This is a genomic window from Variovorax sp. YR634 (genome assembly GCF_900106655.1).
In the GTDB taxonomy this organism is placed as follows: domain Bacteria; phylum Pseudomonadota; class Gammaproteobacteria; order Burkholderiales; family Burkholderiaceae_C; genus Variovorax.
This window is the reverse complement of record NZ_FNOL01000016.1, coordinates 52698-69087: the sequence shown is the minus strand read 5'-3', so window position 1 is coordinate 69087 and position 16390 is coordinate 52698. Positions and strand designations below refer to the sequence as shown.

Annotated in this window: 12 protein-coding genes and 1 tRNA gene; 9 read left to right on the top strand and 4 right to left on the bottom strand. The window is 62.7% G+C overall.

Annotation, left to right across the window (positions count from 1 at the left end):
• Positions 1-86 precede the first annotated feature (86 nt).
• The 3 genes from BLV60_RS23490 to BLV60_RS23480 are packed head-to-tail and all read right to left on the bottom strand — an operon-like array spanning position 87 to position 5967.
• Positions 87-1508 carry an efflux transporter outer membrane subunit gene (locus BLV60_RS23490; RefSeq protein WP_093057700.1) on the bottom strand — a complete coding sequence of 474 codons (1422 nt, stop codon included), beginning with the start codon at positions 1506-1508 and terminating at the stop codon, positions 87-89.
• The gene (locus BLV60_RS23485) at positions 1501-4662 is read right to left on the bottom strand and encodes an efflux RND transporter permease subunit (protein ID WP_093057699.1); all 3162 of its coding nucleotides are present in this window, start codon (positions 4660-4662) and stop codon (positions 1501-1503) included. The genes BLV60_RS23490 and BLV60_RS23485 overlap by 8 nt, the downstream gene beginning before the upstream one ends.
• 18 nt (positions 4663-4680) lie before the next feature.
• Positions 4681-5967, bottom strand: coding sequence for an efflux RND transporter periplasmic adaptor subunit (locus BLV60_RS23480; RefSeq protein ID WP_093057698.1), 1287 nt, complete (start codon positions 5965-5967; stop codon positions 4681-4683).
• Between the two features lie 177 nt (positions 5968-6144).
• On the opposite strand from BLV60_RS23480, the gene BLV60_RS23475 reads away from it, so the two are divergent.
• The 8 genes from BLV60_RS23475 (at position 6145) to BLV60_RS23445 (ending at position 15000) form a co-directional block, all read left to right on the top strand.
• Positions 6145-6816: a TetR family transcriptional regulator gene (locus BLV60_RS23475; RefSeq protein ID WP_093057697.1), complete on the top strand. Its 672-nt coding sequence runs from the start codon at positions 6145-6147 to the stop codon at positions 6814-6816.
• A 43-nt stretch (positions 6817-6859) separates the two neighbouring features.
• Positions 6860-6934: transfer RNA gene (locus BLV60_RS23470), tRNA-Arg, on the top strand.
• A gap of 67 nt (positions 6935-7001) precedes the next feature.
• On the top strand, positions 7002-7859 hold the full coding sequence (locus BLV60_RS23465; RefSeq protein WP_093057696.1) for an inositol monophosphatase family protein: 858 nt from the start codon (positions 7002-7004) through the stop codon (positions 7857-7859).
• A 239-nt stretch (positions 7860-8098) separates the two neighbouring features.
• Positions 8099-10861 (top strand): type VI secretion system Vgr family protein, encoded by a 2763-nt coding sequence (locus tag BLV60_RS23460; RefSeq protein ID WP_093057695.1) that lies wholly within the window; start codon positions 8099-8101, stop codon positions 10859-10861.
• Positions 10862-10876: 15 nt separating this feature from the next.
• A complete protein-coding gene (locus tag BLV60_RS23455) occupies positions 10877-12736 on the top strand; it encodes a LysM peptidoglycan-binding domain-containing protein (RefSeq protein WP_093057694.1) in 1860 nt (619 codons plus the stop codon).
• A 10-nt stretch (positions 12737-12746) separates the two neighbouring features.
• A complete protein-coding gene (locus BLV60_RS34170) occupies positions 12747-13292 on the top strand; it encodes a hypothetical protein (RefSeq protein ID WP_143042632.1) in 546 nt (181 codons plus the stop codon).
• Positions 13293-13691: 399 nt separating this feature from the next.
• Positions 13692-14195: a pentapeptide repeat-containing protein gene (locus BLV60_RS23450; protein WP_093057782.1), complete on the top strand. Its 504-nt coding sequence runs from the start codon at positions 13692-13694 to the stop codon at positions 14193-14195.
• A 76-nt stretch (positions 14196-14271) separates the two neighbouring features.
• Positions 14272-15000, top strand: coding sequence for a glutathione S-transferase (locus BLV60_RS23445; RefSeq protein WP_093057693.1), 729 nt, complete (start codon positions 14272-14274; stop codon positions 14998-15000).
• Here the strand turns inward: BLV60_RS23445 and rsmI are convergent.
• Positions 14997-15950 (bottom strand): 16S rRNA (cytidine(1402)-2'-O)-methyltransferase, encoded by a 954-nt coding sequence (gene rsmI, locus BLV60_RS23440; RefSeq protein ID WP_093057692.1) that lies wholly within the window; start codon positions 15948-15950, stop codon positions 14997-14999. The genes BLV60_RS23445 and rsmI overlap by 4 nt on opposite strands.
• A gap of 52 nt (positions 15951-16002) precedes the next feature.
• On the opposite strand from rsmI, the gene BLV60_RS23435 reads away from it, so the two are divergent.
• Positions 16003-16377 (top strand): YraN family protein, encoded by a 375-nt coding sequence (locus BLV60_RS23435; RefSeq protein ID WP_093057691.1) that lies wholly within the window; start codon positions 16003-16005, stop codon positions 16375-16377.
• Positions 16378-16390: the final 13 nt, after the last annotated feature.

Genomic DNA, 16390 nt, shown 5'->3' with positions numbered 1-16390 from the left:
GGGGCTTGTCCTAACCAACCGGCGATTATAGAGAGGCCCCTTGCCCGAACGGACAAGGGACCACCCTTATCGGACACCTTGGCGTCTCAGCCCTTGTCGCGTGTGGCCCAGCCGCCACCCAGCGTCCGGTACAGCGTGACCTGGTTCTGCAGCTGCAGCAGGCGCGTGGTCACGGCCGATTGCTGCGCCGTGAACAGCGAGCGTTGTGCGTCGAGCAGGTCGAGCGCGCTGGCGATGCCGTTGCGATAGCGCAGGTCGGAGAGCTTGAAGCGCACCGCCTCCGCATCGGCCTGCGCACGTTGTGCGCGCACCTGCTCGCCCAGCGTGGCGCGGCCCGCGAGGGCATCGGCCACTTCGCGGAACGCGGTCTGGATCGACTTCTCGTACTGCGCCACCGCGATTTCGCGCCCGGCCTTGGCTGAGTCGAGCGTGGCGATGTTGCTGCCGGCGTCGAAGATCGGCAGCGTCACCGTCGGCGCGAAGGACCAGGCCTTCGAACCGCGATCGAACAGGCCCGAGAACTCGCTGCTCGCGGTGCCGATGGAACTCGTCAGCGACACGCGCGGGAAGAAGTTCGCGCGCGCCGCGCCGATATTGGCGTTGGCCGCAATCAGCTGCTGCTCGGCCGAGCGGATGTCGGGCCGTTCGGCCAGCAGGTCGGAAGGCAGGCCGGCCGGCACGTCGGGCATCGGCTTGATGCCGTCCAGGCCCTTGATGCCGCCCGCCGTGGCGTCGGGCGGTACCGGCGCGCCCAGCAACAGGGCGAGGGCGTTCTCGTCCTGCATGCGCGCGCGCTGCTGCTCCGCATAGGATGCGCGCGCCGTTTCCAGCAGCGAGTTGGCGGCCTGGAAGTCGAGCTCCGACGACACGCCGTTGTCGAAGCGCATCTTCGTGAGGCGCACCGACTCTTCGCGCGTGACCATCGTCTGGCGCGTGATCTCGAGCAGCTCATCGTCGGCCAGCAGCGTGAGCCAGCCGTTGGCGACCGACGCGATCAGGCTGATCTGCACTGCCTTGCGCGTCTCGTCCGTGGCGAGGTACTGCGCCAGCGCCTGGTCCTTCAGCGCGCGGATGCGGCCGAAGAAGTCCAGCTCCCAGGCGTTGAAGCCCAGGTTGACGCTGTACGACGACGACACGCTGCCCACGCTGGAGTCGAAGGCCTGATAGGGGTTCGGGCTCGAGCGCGAGCCAGAACCAGTGAGGCCCACAGCCGGGAACAGCGCCGAGCGCTGGATCTGGAACTGCGCGCGCGCCTGCTCGATGTTGAGCACCGACACCCGCAGGTCGCGGTTGTTCACGAGCGCGGTCTGGATCAGGCCCGCGAGCCGCGCGTCGGTGAAGAAGTCCTGCCAGGGCAGGTTGGCTGCGGCCTGGCCGGGCGGCTGCGCCGGGTCGCCCGGGTAGGTGGTGGGCACCGGCGCCGCCGGGCGCTCGTAGGTCGGAATCAGCGAGCAGCCGGCCAGCAGCATCGCGGCGGCCAGGGCTGTGGGAATCAGTTTCTTAGTCATGTTTTTCCTCCGCGATGCCGGCGGCTTCGGCGTGTCGCTTGTCGGCTTCATGCTGGCGCGCGCTGCCCTTGAACAGGGTGCGCACCACCACGAAGAACACCGGCACGAAGATCACGGCCAGTGCAGTGCCCGTCACCATGCCGCCGAGCACGCCGGTGCCGATGGCGCGCTGGCTGGCAGAGCCGGCGCCCGAGGCGATTGCGAGCGGCACCACCCCGAGGCCGAAGGCCAGCGAGGTCATGATGATCGGTCGGAACCGCAGGTGGGCGGCGGCCAGCGCCGATTCGATGACGCCCTTGCCCTGCGCCTGCAGGTCCTTGGCGAACTCGATGATCAGAATCGCGTTCTTCGCGGATAGGCCGATGATGGTGATCAGCCCCACCTGGAAGTACACGTCGTTCGAATAGGCGCGCAGCATCGTCGCCACCAGCACGCCCAGCACGCCCAGCGGCACCACCAGAATCACCGACAGCGGGATCGACCAGCTTTCGTACAGCGCGGCCAGGCAGAGGAACACCGCCAGGATCGCGAAGCCGTACAGCACGATGGCCTGCGAGCCCGCGAGCTTTTCTTCGCGCGACTGGCCGGTCCACTCGAAGCCGAAGCCTTGCGGCAGCTGCGTGGCGAGCTTTTCCATCTCGGCCATTGCGGCGCCCGTGCTATAGCCGGCGGCGGCGTCGCCGCTGATGCGGATCGCCGGGTAGCCGTTGTAGCGCACCGTCTGCGTGGCGCCCGTGACCCACTTGGTGGTCGCGAAGGCCGACAGCGGCACCGGCTGGCCCTGCGTGTTGCTGGCGTTCAGCTTGAGCAGGTCGTCGGGCTGCATCCGCGCCGGAGCGTCGGCTTGCACCACCACGCGCTGCAGGCGGCCGCGGTTCGGGAAGTCGTTGATGTAGCTCGAACCCAGGCCGGTCGACAGCGTTGCGTTGATCGCGTCGAAGCTCACGCCAAGCGCATTCGCCTTGTCGCGGTCGATGTCGATCTGCAGCTGCGGCGCGTCTTCCAGGCCGTCGGGGCGAACCTGCGCCAGGACCTTGCTCTGCGAGGCCATGCCCAGCAGCTGGTTGCGTGCGTTGATCAGCGCCTCGTGGCCCGCGCCCGAGCGGTCCTGCAGACGGAAGCTGAAGCCGCTGGCATTGCCCAGTTCAGGAATGGGCGGCGGGCTCAGCGGGTAGATGAAGGCGTCGCGGATGCCCGACAGCGCACCGAAGGCACGGCCGGCCAGCGCGCTGGCCGAGTGGGCCGGGTCCTTGCGCTCGTCCCAGTCCTTCAGCGTCACGAAGGCGAGGCCCGCGTTCTGGCCCTGGCCCGAGAAGCTGAAGCCCATCACGCCCACCATGCTCTGCACTTCGGGCTGCTTCAGGATGAAGCCCTCGACCTGCTGCATGACCGACAGCGCGCGCTCCTGTGTCGCACCAGGCGGCAACTGCACGTTCACGATGATGTTGCCCTGGTCTTCCTGCGGCAGGAACGAGCTCGGCAGCCGGGTGTAGGTGAACACCACCGCGCCGATGATGGCGAGGTAGATCACGAGGTAGCGGGCAGCGCGGCGCAGGATGCGAGCGACCACGCTCTCATAGCCCTTGGCCGTGCGCGCGAAGCCGCGATTGAACCAGCCGAAGAAGCCGGTCTTCTCGTGATGGTGGCCGGCCTCCACCGGCTTGAGCAGCGTGGCGCACAGCGCCGGCGTGAGCGACAGAGCCATGAATGCCGAGAAGGCGATCGAGGCCACCATCACCGCCGAGAACTGGCGGTAGATGTTGCCGGTCGAACCCGCGAAGAACGCGAGCGGAACGAACACCGAGATCAGCACCACCGTCACGCCGATGATGGCGCCGGAGATCTGCTTCATGGCCTTGCGCGTGGCTTCGAGAGGCGGCAGCCCCTCCTCGCTCATGATGCGCTCGACGTTCTCCACCACCACGATGGCGTCGTCCACCACGATACCGATCACCAGCACCATGCCGAACATGGTCAGCACGTTGATCGAGAAGCCGAGCGCCAGCAGCGAGGCAAAGGTGCCCAGCAGCGCGATCGGCACCACGATGGTCGGGATGATCGTGTAGCGCCAGTTCTGCAGGAACAGGAACATCACCACGAACACCAGCGCCACGGCTTCCAGCAGCGTCTTGACCACTTCGGTGATCGAGATCTGCACGAAGCGCGAGCTGTCGTACGGAATGTTCCACTTCACGCCCTGCGGGAAGTAGCGCTCGAGTTCGGCCATCTTGGCGCGGACCGCCTTGGCCGATTGCAGCGCGTTGCCGTTGGGCGTGGGCTGGACGCCGATACCGACCGCGGGCACGCCGTTCAGGCGGGCCGAGGTGGCATACGACTGGCCGCCGAGTTCGACGCGTGCCACGTCCTTCAGCCGCACGGTCGAGCCATCGGTGTTGGCGCGCAGCACGATGTTCTTGAACTGCTCAACGTTGACGAGCTGGCCGTTCACGGTCACTGTGGCCGCGATGGCCTGGCCGGGGATGTTGGGCAGGTCGCCGAGCGTGCCCGAGGACACCTGGGCGTTCTGTGCACGGATGGCGTTGTTGACGTCGGTCGCCGACAGGTTGAAGCCCTGCAGCTTGGCCGGATCGATCCACACGCGCATCGCGTTCTCGGAGCCGAACAGCTGGGCCTGGCCCACGCCGACCACGCGCTGCAACTCGGGCACGACGTTGCGCGCGGTGTAGTCGCCGAGCGCCACCGGGTCGATGTTCGGGTTGTCCGAGGACAGCATCACGAACATCAGGAAGTTGTTGCGCGACTTGTCCACGCGCACGCCCTGCTGCGTCACGGCAGCCGGCAGGCGCGGCGTTGCGCGCGACAACCGGTTCTGCACGTCCACCTGTGCGAGGTCGTCGTTGGTGCCGGCCTCGAAGCTGATCGTGATGGAGCCGGTGCCGTCGGCCTGGGCCACCGATTCCATGTAGATCAGGCCTGGCGAGCCATTCATTTCACGCTCGATGACGGACAGCACGCTGTCCTCGAGCGTCTGGGCCGAGGCGCCGGGGTAGGCGACGTTGATGACGATGGCGGGGGGCGCCACCGGCGGGTACTGCGAGATCGGCAGCTGGGTGATTGACACGCCGCCCACCACCAGGATGAACAGTGCGATCACCCAGGCGAAGATCGGTCGGTCGATAAAAAATTTGGCCATTTGCGGGCGCGCTCCTGATTACTTCTTCTCGGCCGCGGCCTTGTCGGCCGGGGCGGCAGGCGCCGCCGGTGCGGACCCCGCTGCGGCCGGCGTGGCCGCGGCGTTCGGGTTCGGCTTGGTCCAGGGGACCGCCTTCACCGGCGTGCCGGGCGGCATCATCTGCAGCTTCTGGAAGCCGTCGACCATCACCTGCTCGCCGGCCTTCAGGCCATCGAGCACCACCCACTGGTTGTCCTTGGCGGCGCTGATCTTCACGGTGCGCTTGCTGATCTTGCCGTCCTTGTCGACCACCGACACGGTGTCGCCCTGCTGGGTGCGCGTGACGGCCTGCTGCGGCAGCGTGATCGCGTTGGTGGCCTGTGCCTGTTCGAGCTTCACGCGAACGTACAGGCCGGGCAGCAGCTCGCCCTTGGGGTTGGGCACTTCGGCGCGCAGCGTGACCTGGCCGGTGGTGGAGTCGACCGTGAGGTCGGAGAACAGCAGCTTGCCTTCCAGCGGGTAGTCGGTGCCGTCCTCCAGCACCACGCGGATGGTTGCGGCTTCCTCGCCGCTCGCGCGCTTGTATTGGCCGGCGGCCACTGCGCGGCGCAGCTTCATCGCGTCGGAGGCCGACTGCGTGAAGTTCACGTACAGCGGGTTGATCTGCTGCACCACGGCGAGCTCGGTGGCGTCGCCCTGGCCCACCAGTGCGCCTTCGGTGACGAGGGCGCGGCCGATGCGGCCCGCGATGGGCGAGGTCACGTCGGCGTAGCCCTGGTTGATCTTGGCGGTCTGCAGCGCCGCGCGGCCCGAGGCCACATCGGCTTCGGCCTGCTTGGCAGAAGCCACGGCGGTCGCGTATTCCTGCTTGCTGACCGCATTGGCTTCGACCAGCGGCTTGTAGCGGTCGGCGAGGGCCTTGGCCTGCACGGCATTGGCTTCGGCGCGGGCCAGCGTGGCCTGGGCGTTCTGCGTGGCGGCCACCAGCGGGGCGGGGTCGATGCGGAACAGCAGCTGGCCGGCCTTCACGTCGCTGCCTTCGCGGAATTCGCGCTTCAGCAGGATGCCCGAGGCACGGGCGCGGACCTGGGCGACGCGGGAGGCCTCGAGGCGGCCGGGCAGTTCGGTGACGAGGCCGACATCGGTCGGCGCAGCCACCACCACGCCCACCTCGGGTGCAGGGGGATGGCCACCACCGCCGGCGCCGCCCGGACCGGCGGGCGCATCGCTCTTGCCACAGCCCGCAAGGACCAGCAGGACGACGGCGGCCACGGTCGCGAGACGCGGCGAAAAGGACGAATGACGCGAAACATGCAGGAGAGGCATGCGATTCCTTTGAAGCGAAGACGGGAGATGGCGCGTTCGCGGAACAAACCGGAAACCTGTGTAGCCAGGTGGGCCATCGAGGAAACCGGCGAGTTTACATACATTCATGGATGTATAGTGACAACCGCGAATGGCCCCACGATACATAGAGGGCGTTGTCTTTACAAATCAGGAGACTTGGTGGCACGTCGGACGAAAGAAGAAGCATTGGCCACGCGGCATCGGTTGCTCGATGCCGCGGAGCTGCTGTTTCAGGCGCAGGGCGTTTCGCAGACCACGCTGCAGCAGATCGCGCAGCAGGCCGGCGCGACGCGCGGCGCCATCTATTGGCATTTCAAGGACAAGGCCGACCTCTTCAACGCGATGATGGAGCGGGTCATCCTGCCGCTGGAAGCCGCGCCGAAGCCCGCCACCGCAGGCGTCACCGACGACCCCCTGGCCGAGATCGAGGAAGGCATGATCCACGCGCTCACCCTCATGGCCACCGACCCCCAGGTGCGCCGCGTATTCGATGTGGCGACCCACAAGGTCGAATACACCCACGACATGGCCTCGGTGCAGCAGCGCCACCTCGACGCCCGCAACGCCTGCGTGGGCGACTTCGAGAAGGCCCTGCGCCTGGCCGCGCGCCGCGGCCATATCAAGCTGCCGCTGCCGGGCAACGCGGCGGCGCAGGGGTTGCACGCACTCATCAGCGGGCTCATCCAGAACTGGCTGCTCGACCCCGAGGCCTTTGACCTGGTGCAGACTGGAAGGCGCACTTTCCGGGTCTATCTGGCGGGGCTCGGGTTCGCCCGGCCGCTGCCGGGCACCGCTGTTGCGGCTGAAGCCGAAACGGTCGCCGCCTGATAGGCGATAATGCGTGGCTCCGGTGCATGCCGGACCCCAATTCCTCGCTGTATTTCAACGGATAGAATTCGGCCCTCCGAAGGCTGAGATCCAGGTTCGATTCCTGGCGGCGGGACCAGATACAAGGCCGGAAGCTTTCAGAAGCTTCCGGCCTTTTTCATTTTTCCTCGGAGAAATGCCTCTGCATGAAAACATTCACTCGCCATGACGCGGTGATCGCGGGGAAGATCCTGGCCGAAGTCGCGCGCGCCGAGATCATGCCGCGCTTCAATGGCTCGCTGGCCAGCAGCACGAGAGAAAAATCCTCTACCTTCGACGTGGTCACGGATGCAGACGAGGCTGCGGAACGCGAGATTGCGCAGCGGCTGCTTCAGCTCTATCCAGGCGCGCTCGTCATTGGCGAGGAGGCGGCTGGTCGCGACCCCGGCGTGCTGTCGCGGATCGCAACGGCCGACCTCGCGTTCATCATCGACCCCATCGACGGAACGAAGAACTTCTCTTCCGGTGTTCCTCTCTTTGGCGTCATGCTCGCGGCCACGGTGCGAGGCGAGGTTGTCATGGGCGTCATCCATGACCCTGTCTGCGACGACACGTCATTCGCAGTGCGCGGGGGCGGTGCCTGGCGGCAAGGGGCCGATCTGATCGACAAGGAGATAAAGGTCGCTCTCCCTGTGCCGGTCAACCAGATGCACGTGGTGGCTGGCACCAACTTCCTTCCGCAGCCTATGCGCTCGACGGTGATCCGGAATTTGCCGAAGGTCGCCATGAACTTCTGGATGCGTTGTGCTGCACATGAATACAGGATGGCGGCCGCGGGCCATTGCCACGCGCTGCTCTATTACAAGCTGATGCCTTGGGACCACGCCGCGGGCTGGCTCATTCATAAAGAGGCGGGCGGCTACAGCGCACATTTCGACGGGTCGCCGTACAAGCCGGACCATCTCACTGGCGGGTTGATCTGCGCGCCTGATCAGAGCTCTTGGGGTTTGTTGAGAGACGCTCTTTTTTCGGATGCGCCCGAGGGCGATCCGACTACCGACTAGTAAACACTCGGAACCAACGTTCTTGCCGAGGCGCGCAAGCCACTTTGGGCGCGTGTATTCGTTCACGGATTCGCAGGCACTTCTCATTGCTGCCTGCTGGAAAGCTCCAGGCACTTACATACTCTGACAAAGCTTACCGCCGTTAGAGCGGAGCGATTTCAGGGAGGATCCATGTCCATCTTCGATGGCACGCGCTGGCATGTTCGCCCGGCGTGCGTCTTTGCGTCTTCGGCGGTGCAATGACCCGCCGCGTCACCATTCAAACGCCGCTGGGAGCGGCGCTGCAATTCCATCGGCTTGCCGGTCGTGAGGCGCTGAGCCGGCTCTACGATTTCGAAATCGACCTGCTGGGCAGCAGCAACGGCATCGATCCGAAACTGCTGCTCGGAAAGCCCGCCACCGTGGCGGTGCAAACGGAAAGCGGCGGCACGCGCTACCTGGGCGGCATCGCCGCGGCATTCGGGTTCCAGCAGGAAGACGCCCGGCATTCCTTCTATCGCCTTCAGCTGCGGCCTTGGCTGTGGCTCGCGACGAGGCGCAGCGATTTCCGCGTATTCCAATCAAGGAGCGTTCCCGAAATCGTGATGGAAGTGCTGGAGCGCTACGGCTTTCCCTCCGAACAGAAGCTCAGCCGCAGCTACCGCACGTGGGATTACTGCACTCAATACGACGAGACCGATTTCGCTTTCATCTCGCGCCTGTGCGAACACGAAGGTATCTATTACTACTTCAGGCACGAGGCCTCGCAACAGGTGCTCGTGTTCGCGGACGACATCGCCACATCGCACGATCCGCTGCCCGGTGGCGAGACGGTGCGCTTCCATCCCCTGGAGAAGGCGGGCATGACCGGCGGAGGCCCGAGGCCGAACGAGCGCATCTACGAATGGAAGACCGGCGAAGAAGTCCGCTCCGGCTTTCACTTCACCAATGAATACGACCCCCTCAAACCCAGGGCGGACCTCTCGAGTCAGCTGCAAACGCACTCGGGTCATGCATTCGACGACTTCGAGTTGTACGCATGGCCCGGCGGCTACAAGCAGCACGACGACGGAGAGACCTATACGCGCATTCGAACCGAAGAGCAGTTGAGTGCGCACTGTGTTGCGGGTGGGCGCTCCAACCGGCGCGAGCTCGCGCCAGGCTACACATTCGAGCTCGCCAGCCACCCAAGGGACGACCAAAACCAGAAGTACCTTCTGACCAGCGTCGAATACGAGCTGCAAGAAAACCTCCAGGCCAGCGAAGGTGCCAATGCCGGCGAGGGCTCCGTCCAGCGCTTTGCGTTCGAGGCGCAGCCAGTCAGCTACGCATGGCGACCGATGCGCACCACGCCAAAGCCTCGCACGCGCGGCCCGCAGACGGCCATCGTGGTCGGCCCGAAGAATGAAGAAATATGGGCCGACCAGTACGGCCGCGTCAAAGTTCAGTTCTACTGGGATCGCCTCGGCCAGCGCAACGAGAACTCCAGCTGCTGGGTGCGCGTGTCCACGTCCTGGGCCGGCGACACCTTCGGCACAGCGGCCTTGCCACGCATCGGCCATGAAGTCATCGTCGATTTTCTGAGTGGCGATCCGGACTACCCCATCATCACCGGACGCGTGTTCAATGCAGAGAACATGCCGGCGTGGCGTTTGCCCGAACAGACGAATCTCTCAGGCATTCGCAGCCGCGAGCTGAGTGCAAACGATGGTTCGGGCAGTGCGGGCGGAGCACGCGGCAATCATCTGGCGCTGGACGACCACCCCGGAAAGATCCAGGCGCAACTCAAGAGCGACCACCTCAGCAGCAGCCTGAGCCTTGGCCACATCGGTCGCATCGATGACACGGCAGGCCGCAAGGACGACCGGGGCGAGGGCGCTGAACTGCGTACCGATGGCCATGCCGCAGTGCGCGCCGCCAGGGGCCTGTTGCTCACCACCGAGACACGACCCGATGCGCAGGCGCACATCACAGACCTGGGGGAGACCGTGGCGCGCCTGACGGCCGCACGCGATCTGCACGAACTCCAGAGCCAAACTGCCCAAGAAGCCAAGGCGCACGAAGCGGGCGACCAGGATGCGGTCACGACGGTTCTCAAGGAGCAGAACGACGCCATCAAGGGCAAGGGCGGCGATGGTGGCTCGCAGCAAGGCGCGTTTCCGGAACTCAGCGAACCTCACCTCGTGCTCGCCAGCGCGGCCGGCATCCAGAGCACCGCGGCAGGCGCCACCCACATCGCCAGCATCAGCCACAACGCATTGAGCAGCGGTGGCCATACCAGCATCAGCGCAGGCAAGGGCTTCCTGGTCAGCGTGAAGGAGGCCGCACGCCTCTTCGCCTACAAGGCCATCCGCCTGACAGCCGCTACTGCCGGCATAGACATCGTCGCCCTGCAGAACAGCATCAACCTGCTGGCCAAGCTCGACATCAAGCTGGAGGCCAACAAGATCAGCATCACCGCTAAGGAAGAGATCCTGATCAATGGAGGCAGCAGCTTCACCAAGTGGAGCGCCTCGGGGATCGTGCATGGGACGAAAGGCCTTTGGCGTGAGCACGCGAGCACCCATAGCTACGCGGGGCCGATGGACATGGAAAAGCTCCTGCGAATGGAGGGTGTCGGCCACGACGATAAGTACAGCGTTCGCTTCGCACCTCTTGGCAGCGACGAAGTCTTCAAGCACATGGAAATGGCGGGGCTGCCCTACAAGATTCTGGACGAGCGAAAGCAGATCAAGGCTGAGGGAGTCATTCCCGACGATGGGCGGCTACCGCGAATCAGTTTCGAGACGCCAGACGAGGCAACGCTGATCGTGGGTGAAGAAGTCTGGGGCTGGAGCCCTATTCCGACGATTCGTACGGCACGGAGCAATGCAGATGCTTTCGAGCCTGAAAACGACGAAGGCGAAAGCGATAGCTCGTCAGATATCGAAAACTCAAGATTCGCCAAATCGACGGGCAATTTCGGCCTCAATCATTTTCTTTCTGAGTCTGCGGTGGAGGCCCATTTGAAAGGGCAGGCGTAAGCGCTAAATCTGATCATGCCAAAGCTGATATCTGCAACTTACCACCCCAATATCGAAGTCGCCGAATTCATCTGTGAAGACGGCCGCCATTTGCTGCGCTCTGGCGGAACCTTGCCATGGCGAATCAACAATCCTGGAGATTTGACAGCCCGAATGGTAAATGGTGTGCCAGCCCCAAAGAAGGCAAAGGGCTACATCGGGTTTGCCACAACCCGATCGAACAGAACATTTCTGATCTTCCCCGACGAAGACTCAGGGCGAGAGGAGTTGAAAGCAAACCTGAAGCGGCTGCACGGCGAGCGGACCATCTCAGAGGCTATCCCCATCTATGCCCCAAAAAATGAAAACAATACAGAAAAATATACGAGCGATTTACTCAAGACGAGCGGCATTCCAGCCCGCAGAAAAATAGGCGAATGCACCGATGCAGAGCTAGAAAAAATAATGAACGGCATTTCGGAGATCGAGGGATATCACGCCAATATCGAGACTCGAAAAGAAACCTGGGTTGTCGTAAGCAGAATCAACGCTACCAATGGCAGTCAATCTCTGCCCGGTACGGAAATCATTTTGCAAAAAGGAGGCAAGGAAGAAAAGGCTAAATCTGATGAAACAGGGCGCTTCCCGCCCGTGATTCATCCTGCAGACAACTCAGCCGTGCATGTCAAGGTCATGGACCCGAAGACCAAGGAGCCGGTGATAGTTGGATCGATTCAAGGAAGCGCCGGCAAGGATTTCAACCTTTTGGCGAAATTCAGAAAATGGAAAGGTGTTGCGGGTTCGGAGAAGATCAACAGTTCCACGTCAGAGAAGAAGAAGCCGATGAGCTATGTGGTTCAGCCTGGAGACAGCCTCTGGAAAATTGCGAAGCTATATCGCACCAGCGTTGATGCAATCAAGGATGGTAATGGCTTGAGCAGCGACAGGATTTATCCGGGCGAGGTATTGCTGATCAATGGAAGTGGCAAGGTAAAACCAAGCGATAAGTTGGCGACTCCACTAGTAACAACGGCGGAGACGCCAATAGCCTCGGTAACTCCAACAAAGCGCCCACGTCTTCCTCCACAACCAGCACCTCCAATTCCATCTGGCATAGAGCCATCGAATTCAGAGCGATCCAAGGAAGGAACGGGGAAGGTCTTGGCATTGATCAACTCGGCGCCAGGGCGTGCTCCCTGGATGCCCATTGCTATTGCCGAAGCAAAGCTTAGACGTGGAGAAACTGAGCTCACGCTGCAGGACAAGATCAACTATCACATTGAAATTGATGATGGCGTTAAATCGATGGCTGGAAGGAATAATGCCTGGTGTGCGGCTTTTGTGAATTGGTGCCTGTTGCAGGCAAAGTATCCGATAGAAAACATAGGCTTTCCAAATCGAAAAATACCTAAAGCTCGCGCGCACGGTTTTTATGAAGTGGACGGGCCGAAAGAGAAATCTGAAAAACTGGCGCCTGTAGTCCGAAATCCTTTATTTGTTGAGCTGAATGAGCCGATATATGGGGCCATTGGAATGGTTACGTCTAAATCCGGTCACGGGCATCATGTTGGATTTGTCTACGCCAAGAAGGGGTGTGAGGATTTGATCCTTCTTGGAGGAAATCAGAGTAGTCGAATAAGATTTACTCCTTTTCCGATGCAAATCAAGGCTCCAGTAAGAGTCAGGGGAAAAGATGGAAAGATGGAGGTTAAAAGCGAGGGCAGCTCAAATTATTTGAAATACTTCGTTCCTGTTTCTTATTGTGAGCAGGCAAAAAGAGATCTGATCTCTCCAGGGCTGGAGGAAATGGACGTTACATCGCTGAATTTGATGTTGGGAATACCTCCAGATAAGCCCGGAAAACGCGGAACTCAATTAAATAATGATATCTTGTGAGGAATGGTGGATGATTTATATGGATTTAAAAAAAGTATTCATTATTTTTGTTGTGATTTTTTCTTTTTTTTGGTGTCCTGCGAGTTCGTTTGCAGAGTACAGAAGTGATCGGTTGGTGGTTTGGGTTAACTTGGAAAAGGATCATGATGCTTTTAATGTCGATGGAGTGATCGTAAATTCCATAAGATCTGGGCGAATTGATTTGGAGTGTGGCGTTGATTGGAAAGACGGGGGATCAATGTTGTACATGAAAAAAAGACCCGTTGGGATCACCAATGATCTGGCTTGGAAGGTTTTCTTAAAAAAAGACAAGATAGCGCTTCGGCATTTGAATTATCTCTTGAAATCTTTCAGAGATGCTGAGAACGGAGTCGACGAAGGGCTGGATGGAATAGTCATCTACTCCAATAAAAATGGACCACACATGATGAATTTAGTTGCGGGCAAAAAGAAGATAAAAAGCTATCCATTAACGTCTAATAATGCGTCTTTGACGGCTCAGGATGTTGAAGAGGCATTTTGCATACTTTTGCCTCCCGTTACGCGCGCGCCGTAGATATGTCAATGAAATGCCCGGCTTTTACAAGTTGGGCCAATTCACTAAAAAACGGAGTGCAATTTGATCGGAGTGAGTGGGGCAACCTTGGTCAGTTGTTGTTTGGCAAAGAAAACATGAAATATCCGGAGGAACCACAGCAATCCAAGACGGAGCTAGATCCGCCTACTCAAAAGTCGCACCACGCCAAATCCGCCCACCTGCGGGCACGCTCGGTGCTCCAAAAATCCCGATGGTGTCGGGCAGGCTGTGGCGAGTTGATTGCGGACGGACCGCTCGGCTGGTGGCCGTGCTGCAGCGAGGCTTGCCTGGAAGCCTGGAATGCTCGCTCTCCCACAGTTCAGCTCTCGCGCATCGAGTGGCCTCCTCGCCAGCAAAGCCACGAATGAACAGACCGTAATGAGTTCGCAAGAAATCATCCTCAACCACGACCTCTGGCGCAAAGGCGCGGGTGGCGCTCCGGCCGGCTTGGCTGGGCAAACGGACGCCTCTGCCTATGTCGGTCTCGACCTCGATCTGGCCCGGTTCACCGATTCCGTGTTTGTTGGCAGCAGGTTCGCAGCCACGACTTTTCGCCAAGCGCAATGGACGGCCTGCCGGTTCACCGACTGTGTCTTCGATGCCTGCGATTTCAGCGGCATCTCCATCACCGGCTGCACTTTCGTCAACTGTGTCTTCGATCACGCCGAATTCGGGCGAAGCACACTCAGCGGTAGTTGCTTGATGCAGTGCCGGTTGAACGGAGTCAACTTCGATCAGGGCCGGTGGTCCGAAGTCAAGCTGCTCGAATGCACCGGCACGCAGGTCAAGGCCCTTGGATTGCGAGGCGAGGGCATCGACTTCACGGGCAGCAACTTCGAGCACTTGCAGTTCGAGGACACGATCCTCAACAGCGCGGTGTGACGGGGCGTTCTTCGCATGATGCTGCGCAGCGCACGCACGGTTGCCATGGTCCCCGCACTCGTGACACCATGGCCGCATGCCCTACCAACTCCATTACTGGCCCACCATTCAGGGCCGCGGCGAATTCGTGCGGCTCGCGCTCGAGGCGGCTGGCGCTGACTATGTCGACGTGGCGCGGCTACCTGAAGCCAAGGGCGGAGGCGAGTCAGCCCTCGGCGAGCGGCTGGACGACCCCAACAGTGCGCGCCCCGCGTTCGCGCCGCCTTTTCTCGTCGATGGCGACATCGTGGTTGGGCAGACCGCCGCGATCCTGCTGTACCTGGGGCCTCGGCTCGGCCTGTCTGGCGTGGGCGAGTCCGACGGGCTGTGGACGCACCAGCTGCAGCTCACCATCGCCGACGTGGTGGCCGAGGCGCACGACACGCACCATCCGATCTCGGTTGGCGCTTACTACGAAGACCAGCGCGACGCAGCCGTACAGCGTGCACGGGCCTTTCGTGACGAGCGCATCCCGAAGTTCCTGAACTGGTTCGAGCGGGTGCTCCAGCGCAACCCCGCGGGCAGCCTGCACCTGGTGAGTGATGTGCTGACCTATGCGGACCTGTCGCTGTTCCAACTGGTGGACGGCCTGCACTACGCATTTCCGAAGGCCACGGCGAGGGCGCTGGCCGCAACGCCCGCGGTCGAGAAGCTGCATGCCAACGTCAGGCGCCGCCAGCGCGTGCATGACTACCTGCAGAGCCCGCGCCGCATTGCGTTCAACGAAGACGGCATCTTCAGGCGCTACGCCGAGCTGGACGCCTAGGCTTCTTCCGCGCCATTGCGAATGCGCAGCGCGGTCTCGTACAGCGTATTGCGCGCCGCGCCGCTGATTTCGGCAGCCAGCTTCACCGCGGTCTTCACGGGCAGCTCGGCCAGCAACAGGCGCAACACGCGTTCACCTTCCGCGCCGCCGTCGCCGCTCACCGCCACGGGGTGCAGCACCAGCGCGAACTCGCCGCGCGTGCGGTCGCGGTCGGCGCTGAACCACTCGGGCAGGGCGCTGGCCGCGACGGTGGCGATTTCCTCGAACTGCTTGGTGAGCTCGCGGCCGACGGTGATGCGGCGCTCGCCCAGCGTGGCCAGTGCACGCGCCAGGCTCTCGATACGGTGGGGCGCTTCGAGCAGCACCACGGCGCGCGGCTCTTGCGACAGCGCCTGCACGGCGGTGTCGCGCTCGCCAGCCTTGCTCGGCAGGAAGCCGGCGAAGACGAAGGCGCTGCTGCTGGCATTGCCGTCGCTGCCGCCATCGGCCACGAGGCCCGCCGCGCCGATCAGCGTGGTCACGCTGCTGGCGCCCGGCAGCGGCAGCACGCGCTGCCCGGCCGCGCGCACGGCTGCGGCCAGTCGCGCGCCGGGGTCGCTTACGCCGGGTGTGCCGGCGTCGCTGACATAGGCGATGCGCTCGCCCTGCGCGAGCCGCGCGACCACGGTCTGCGCGGCCTCGGCTTCGTTGTGCTGGTGCACCGCCAGCAGCCGCGCGCCGGGGCGGTCGATGCCGTAGGCGCGCAGCATGCTCTGGGTGTGGCGCGTGTCCTCGCAGGCGATGGCGTCCACCAGCTGGAGCACGTGCAGCGCGCGCAGCGTGATGTCGGCCAGGTTGCCGATGGGCGTGGCGACCACGTAGAGCGTGCCCTGCGGATAATGCTGCGCACCCGCGGCGTCGTGCGCGGCCGCGAGGGCGGCGCCGAAAGAAGCAGGGGCGAGTGAAGCCAAGAGGTTTCTCCGTCGGAACGAACGAACAAAAAAAGATTGCAGGCAGGGAGCCATGAAGACCACCACAACGAAGCATCGGGGCGATGCGGCGGAAGACGCCGCGCTCGACTACCTGCGGGACGCCGGCCTGTTGCTGCTCGCGCGCAATTATCGGACGCCCGGGCGCGGCGGCGGCGAGATCGACCTGATCATGCGCGATCCGCGCGGCTCCTCAGGCGGCACGCTGGTGTTCGTCGAGGTCCGTCAGCGCAGCGCCGGCACGCACGGCGGCGCGGGCGGCAGCATCACAGGGCTGAAGCAGCGGCGCATCGTGTTCGCCGCGCAGCACTACCTGAGCCGGCTGCGCGTGGTGCCGCCATGCCGTTTCGACGTGGTGCTGGTCGAGGAGAAAATCACCTGGCTTCAAGGCGCCTTCGATGCCGGCTGAAGTGCCCCGCATG

Excerpts from the sequence above, each read along its gene's own strand:
- BLV60_RS23480 (WP_093057698.1), bottom strand. The coding sequence starts at position 5,967 with ATGCCTCTCCTGCATGTTTCGCGTCATTCGTCCTTTTCGCCGCGTCTC.
- BLV60_RS23460 (WP_093057695.1), top strand. The coding sequence starts at position 8,099 with ATGACCCGCCGCGTCACCATTCAAACGCCGCTGGGAGCGGCGCTGCAA.
- BLV60_RS23455 (WP_093057694.1), top strand. The coding sequence starts at position 10,877 with ATGCCAAAGCTGATATCTGCAACTTACCACCCCAATATCGAAGTCGCC.
- BLV60_RS23465 (WP_093057696.1), top strand. The coding sequence starts at position 7,002 with ATGAAAACATTCACTCGCCATGACGCGGTGATCGCGGGGAAGATCCTG.
- BLV60_RS23435 (WP_093057691.1), top strand. The coding sequence starts at position 16,003 with ATGAAGACCACCACAACGAAGCATCGGGGCGATGCGGCGGAAGACGCC.
- BLV60_RS23485 (WP_093057699.1), bottom strand. The coding sequence starts at position 4,662 with ATGGCCAAATTTTTTATCGACCGACCGATCTTCGCCTGGGTGATCGCA.
- BLV60_RS23490 (WP_093057700.1), bottom strand. The coding sequence starts at position 1,508 with ATGACTAAGAAACTGATTCCCACAGCCCTGGCCGCCGCGATGCTGCTG.
- BLV60_RS23450 (WP_093057782.1), top strand. The coding sequence starts at position 13,692 with ATGAGTTCGCAAGAAATCATCCTCAACCACGACCTCTGGCGCAAAGGC.
- BLV60_RS34170 (WP_143042632.1), top strand. The coding sequence starts at position 12,747 with ATGATTTATATGGATTTAAAAAAAGTATTCATTATTTTTGTTGTGATT.
- BLV60_RS23445 (WP_093057693.1), top strand. The coding sequence starts at position 14,272 with ATGCCCTACCAACTCCATTACTGGCCCACCATTCAGGGCCGCGGCGAA.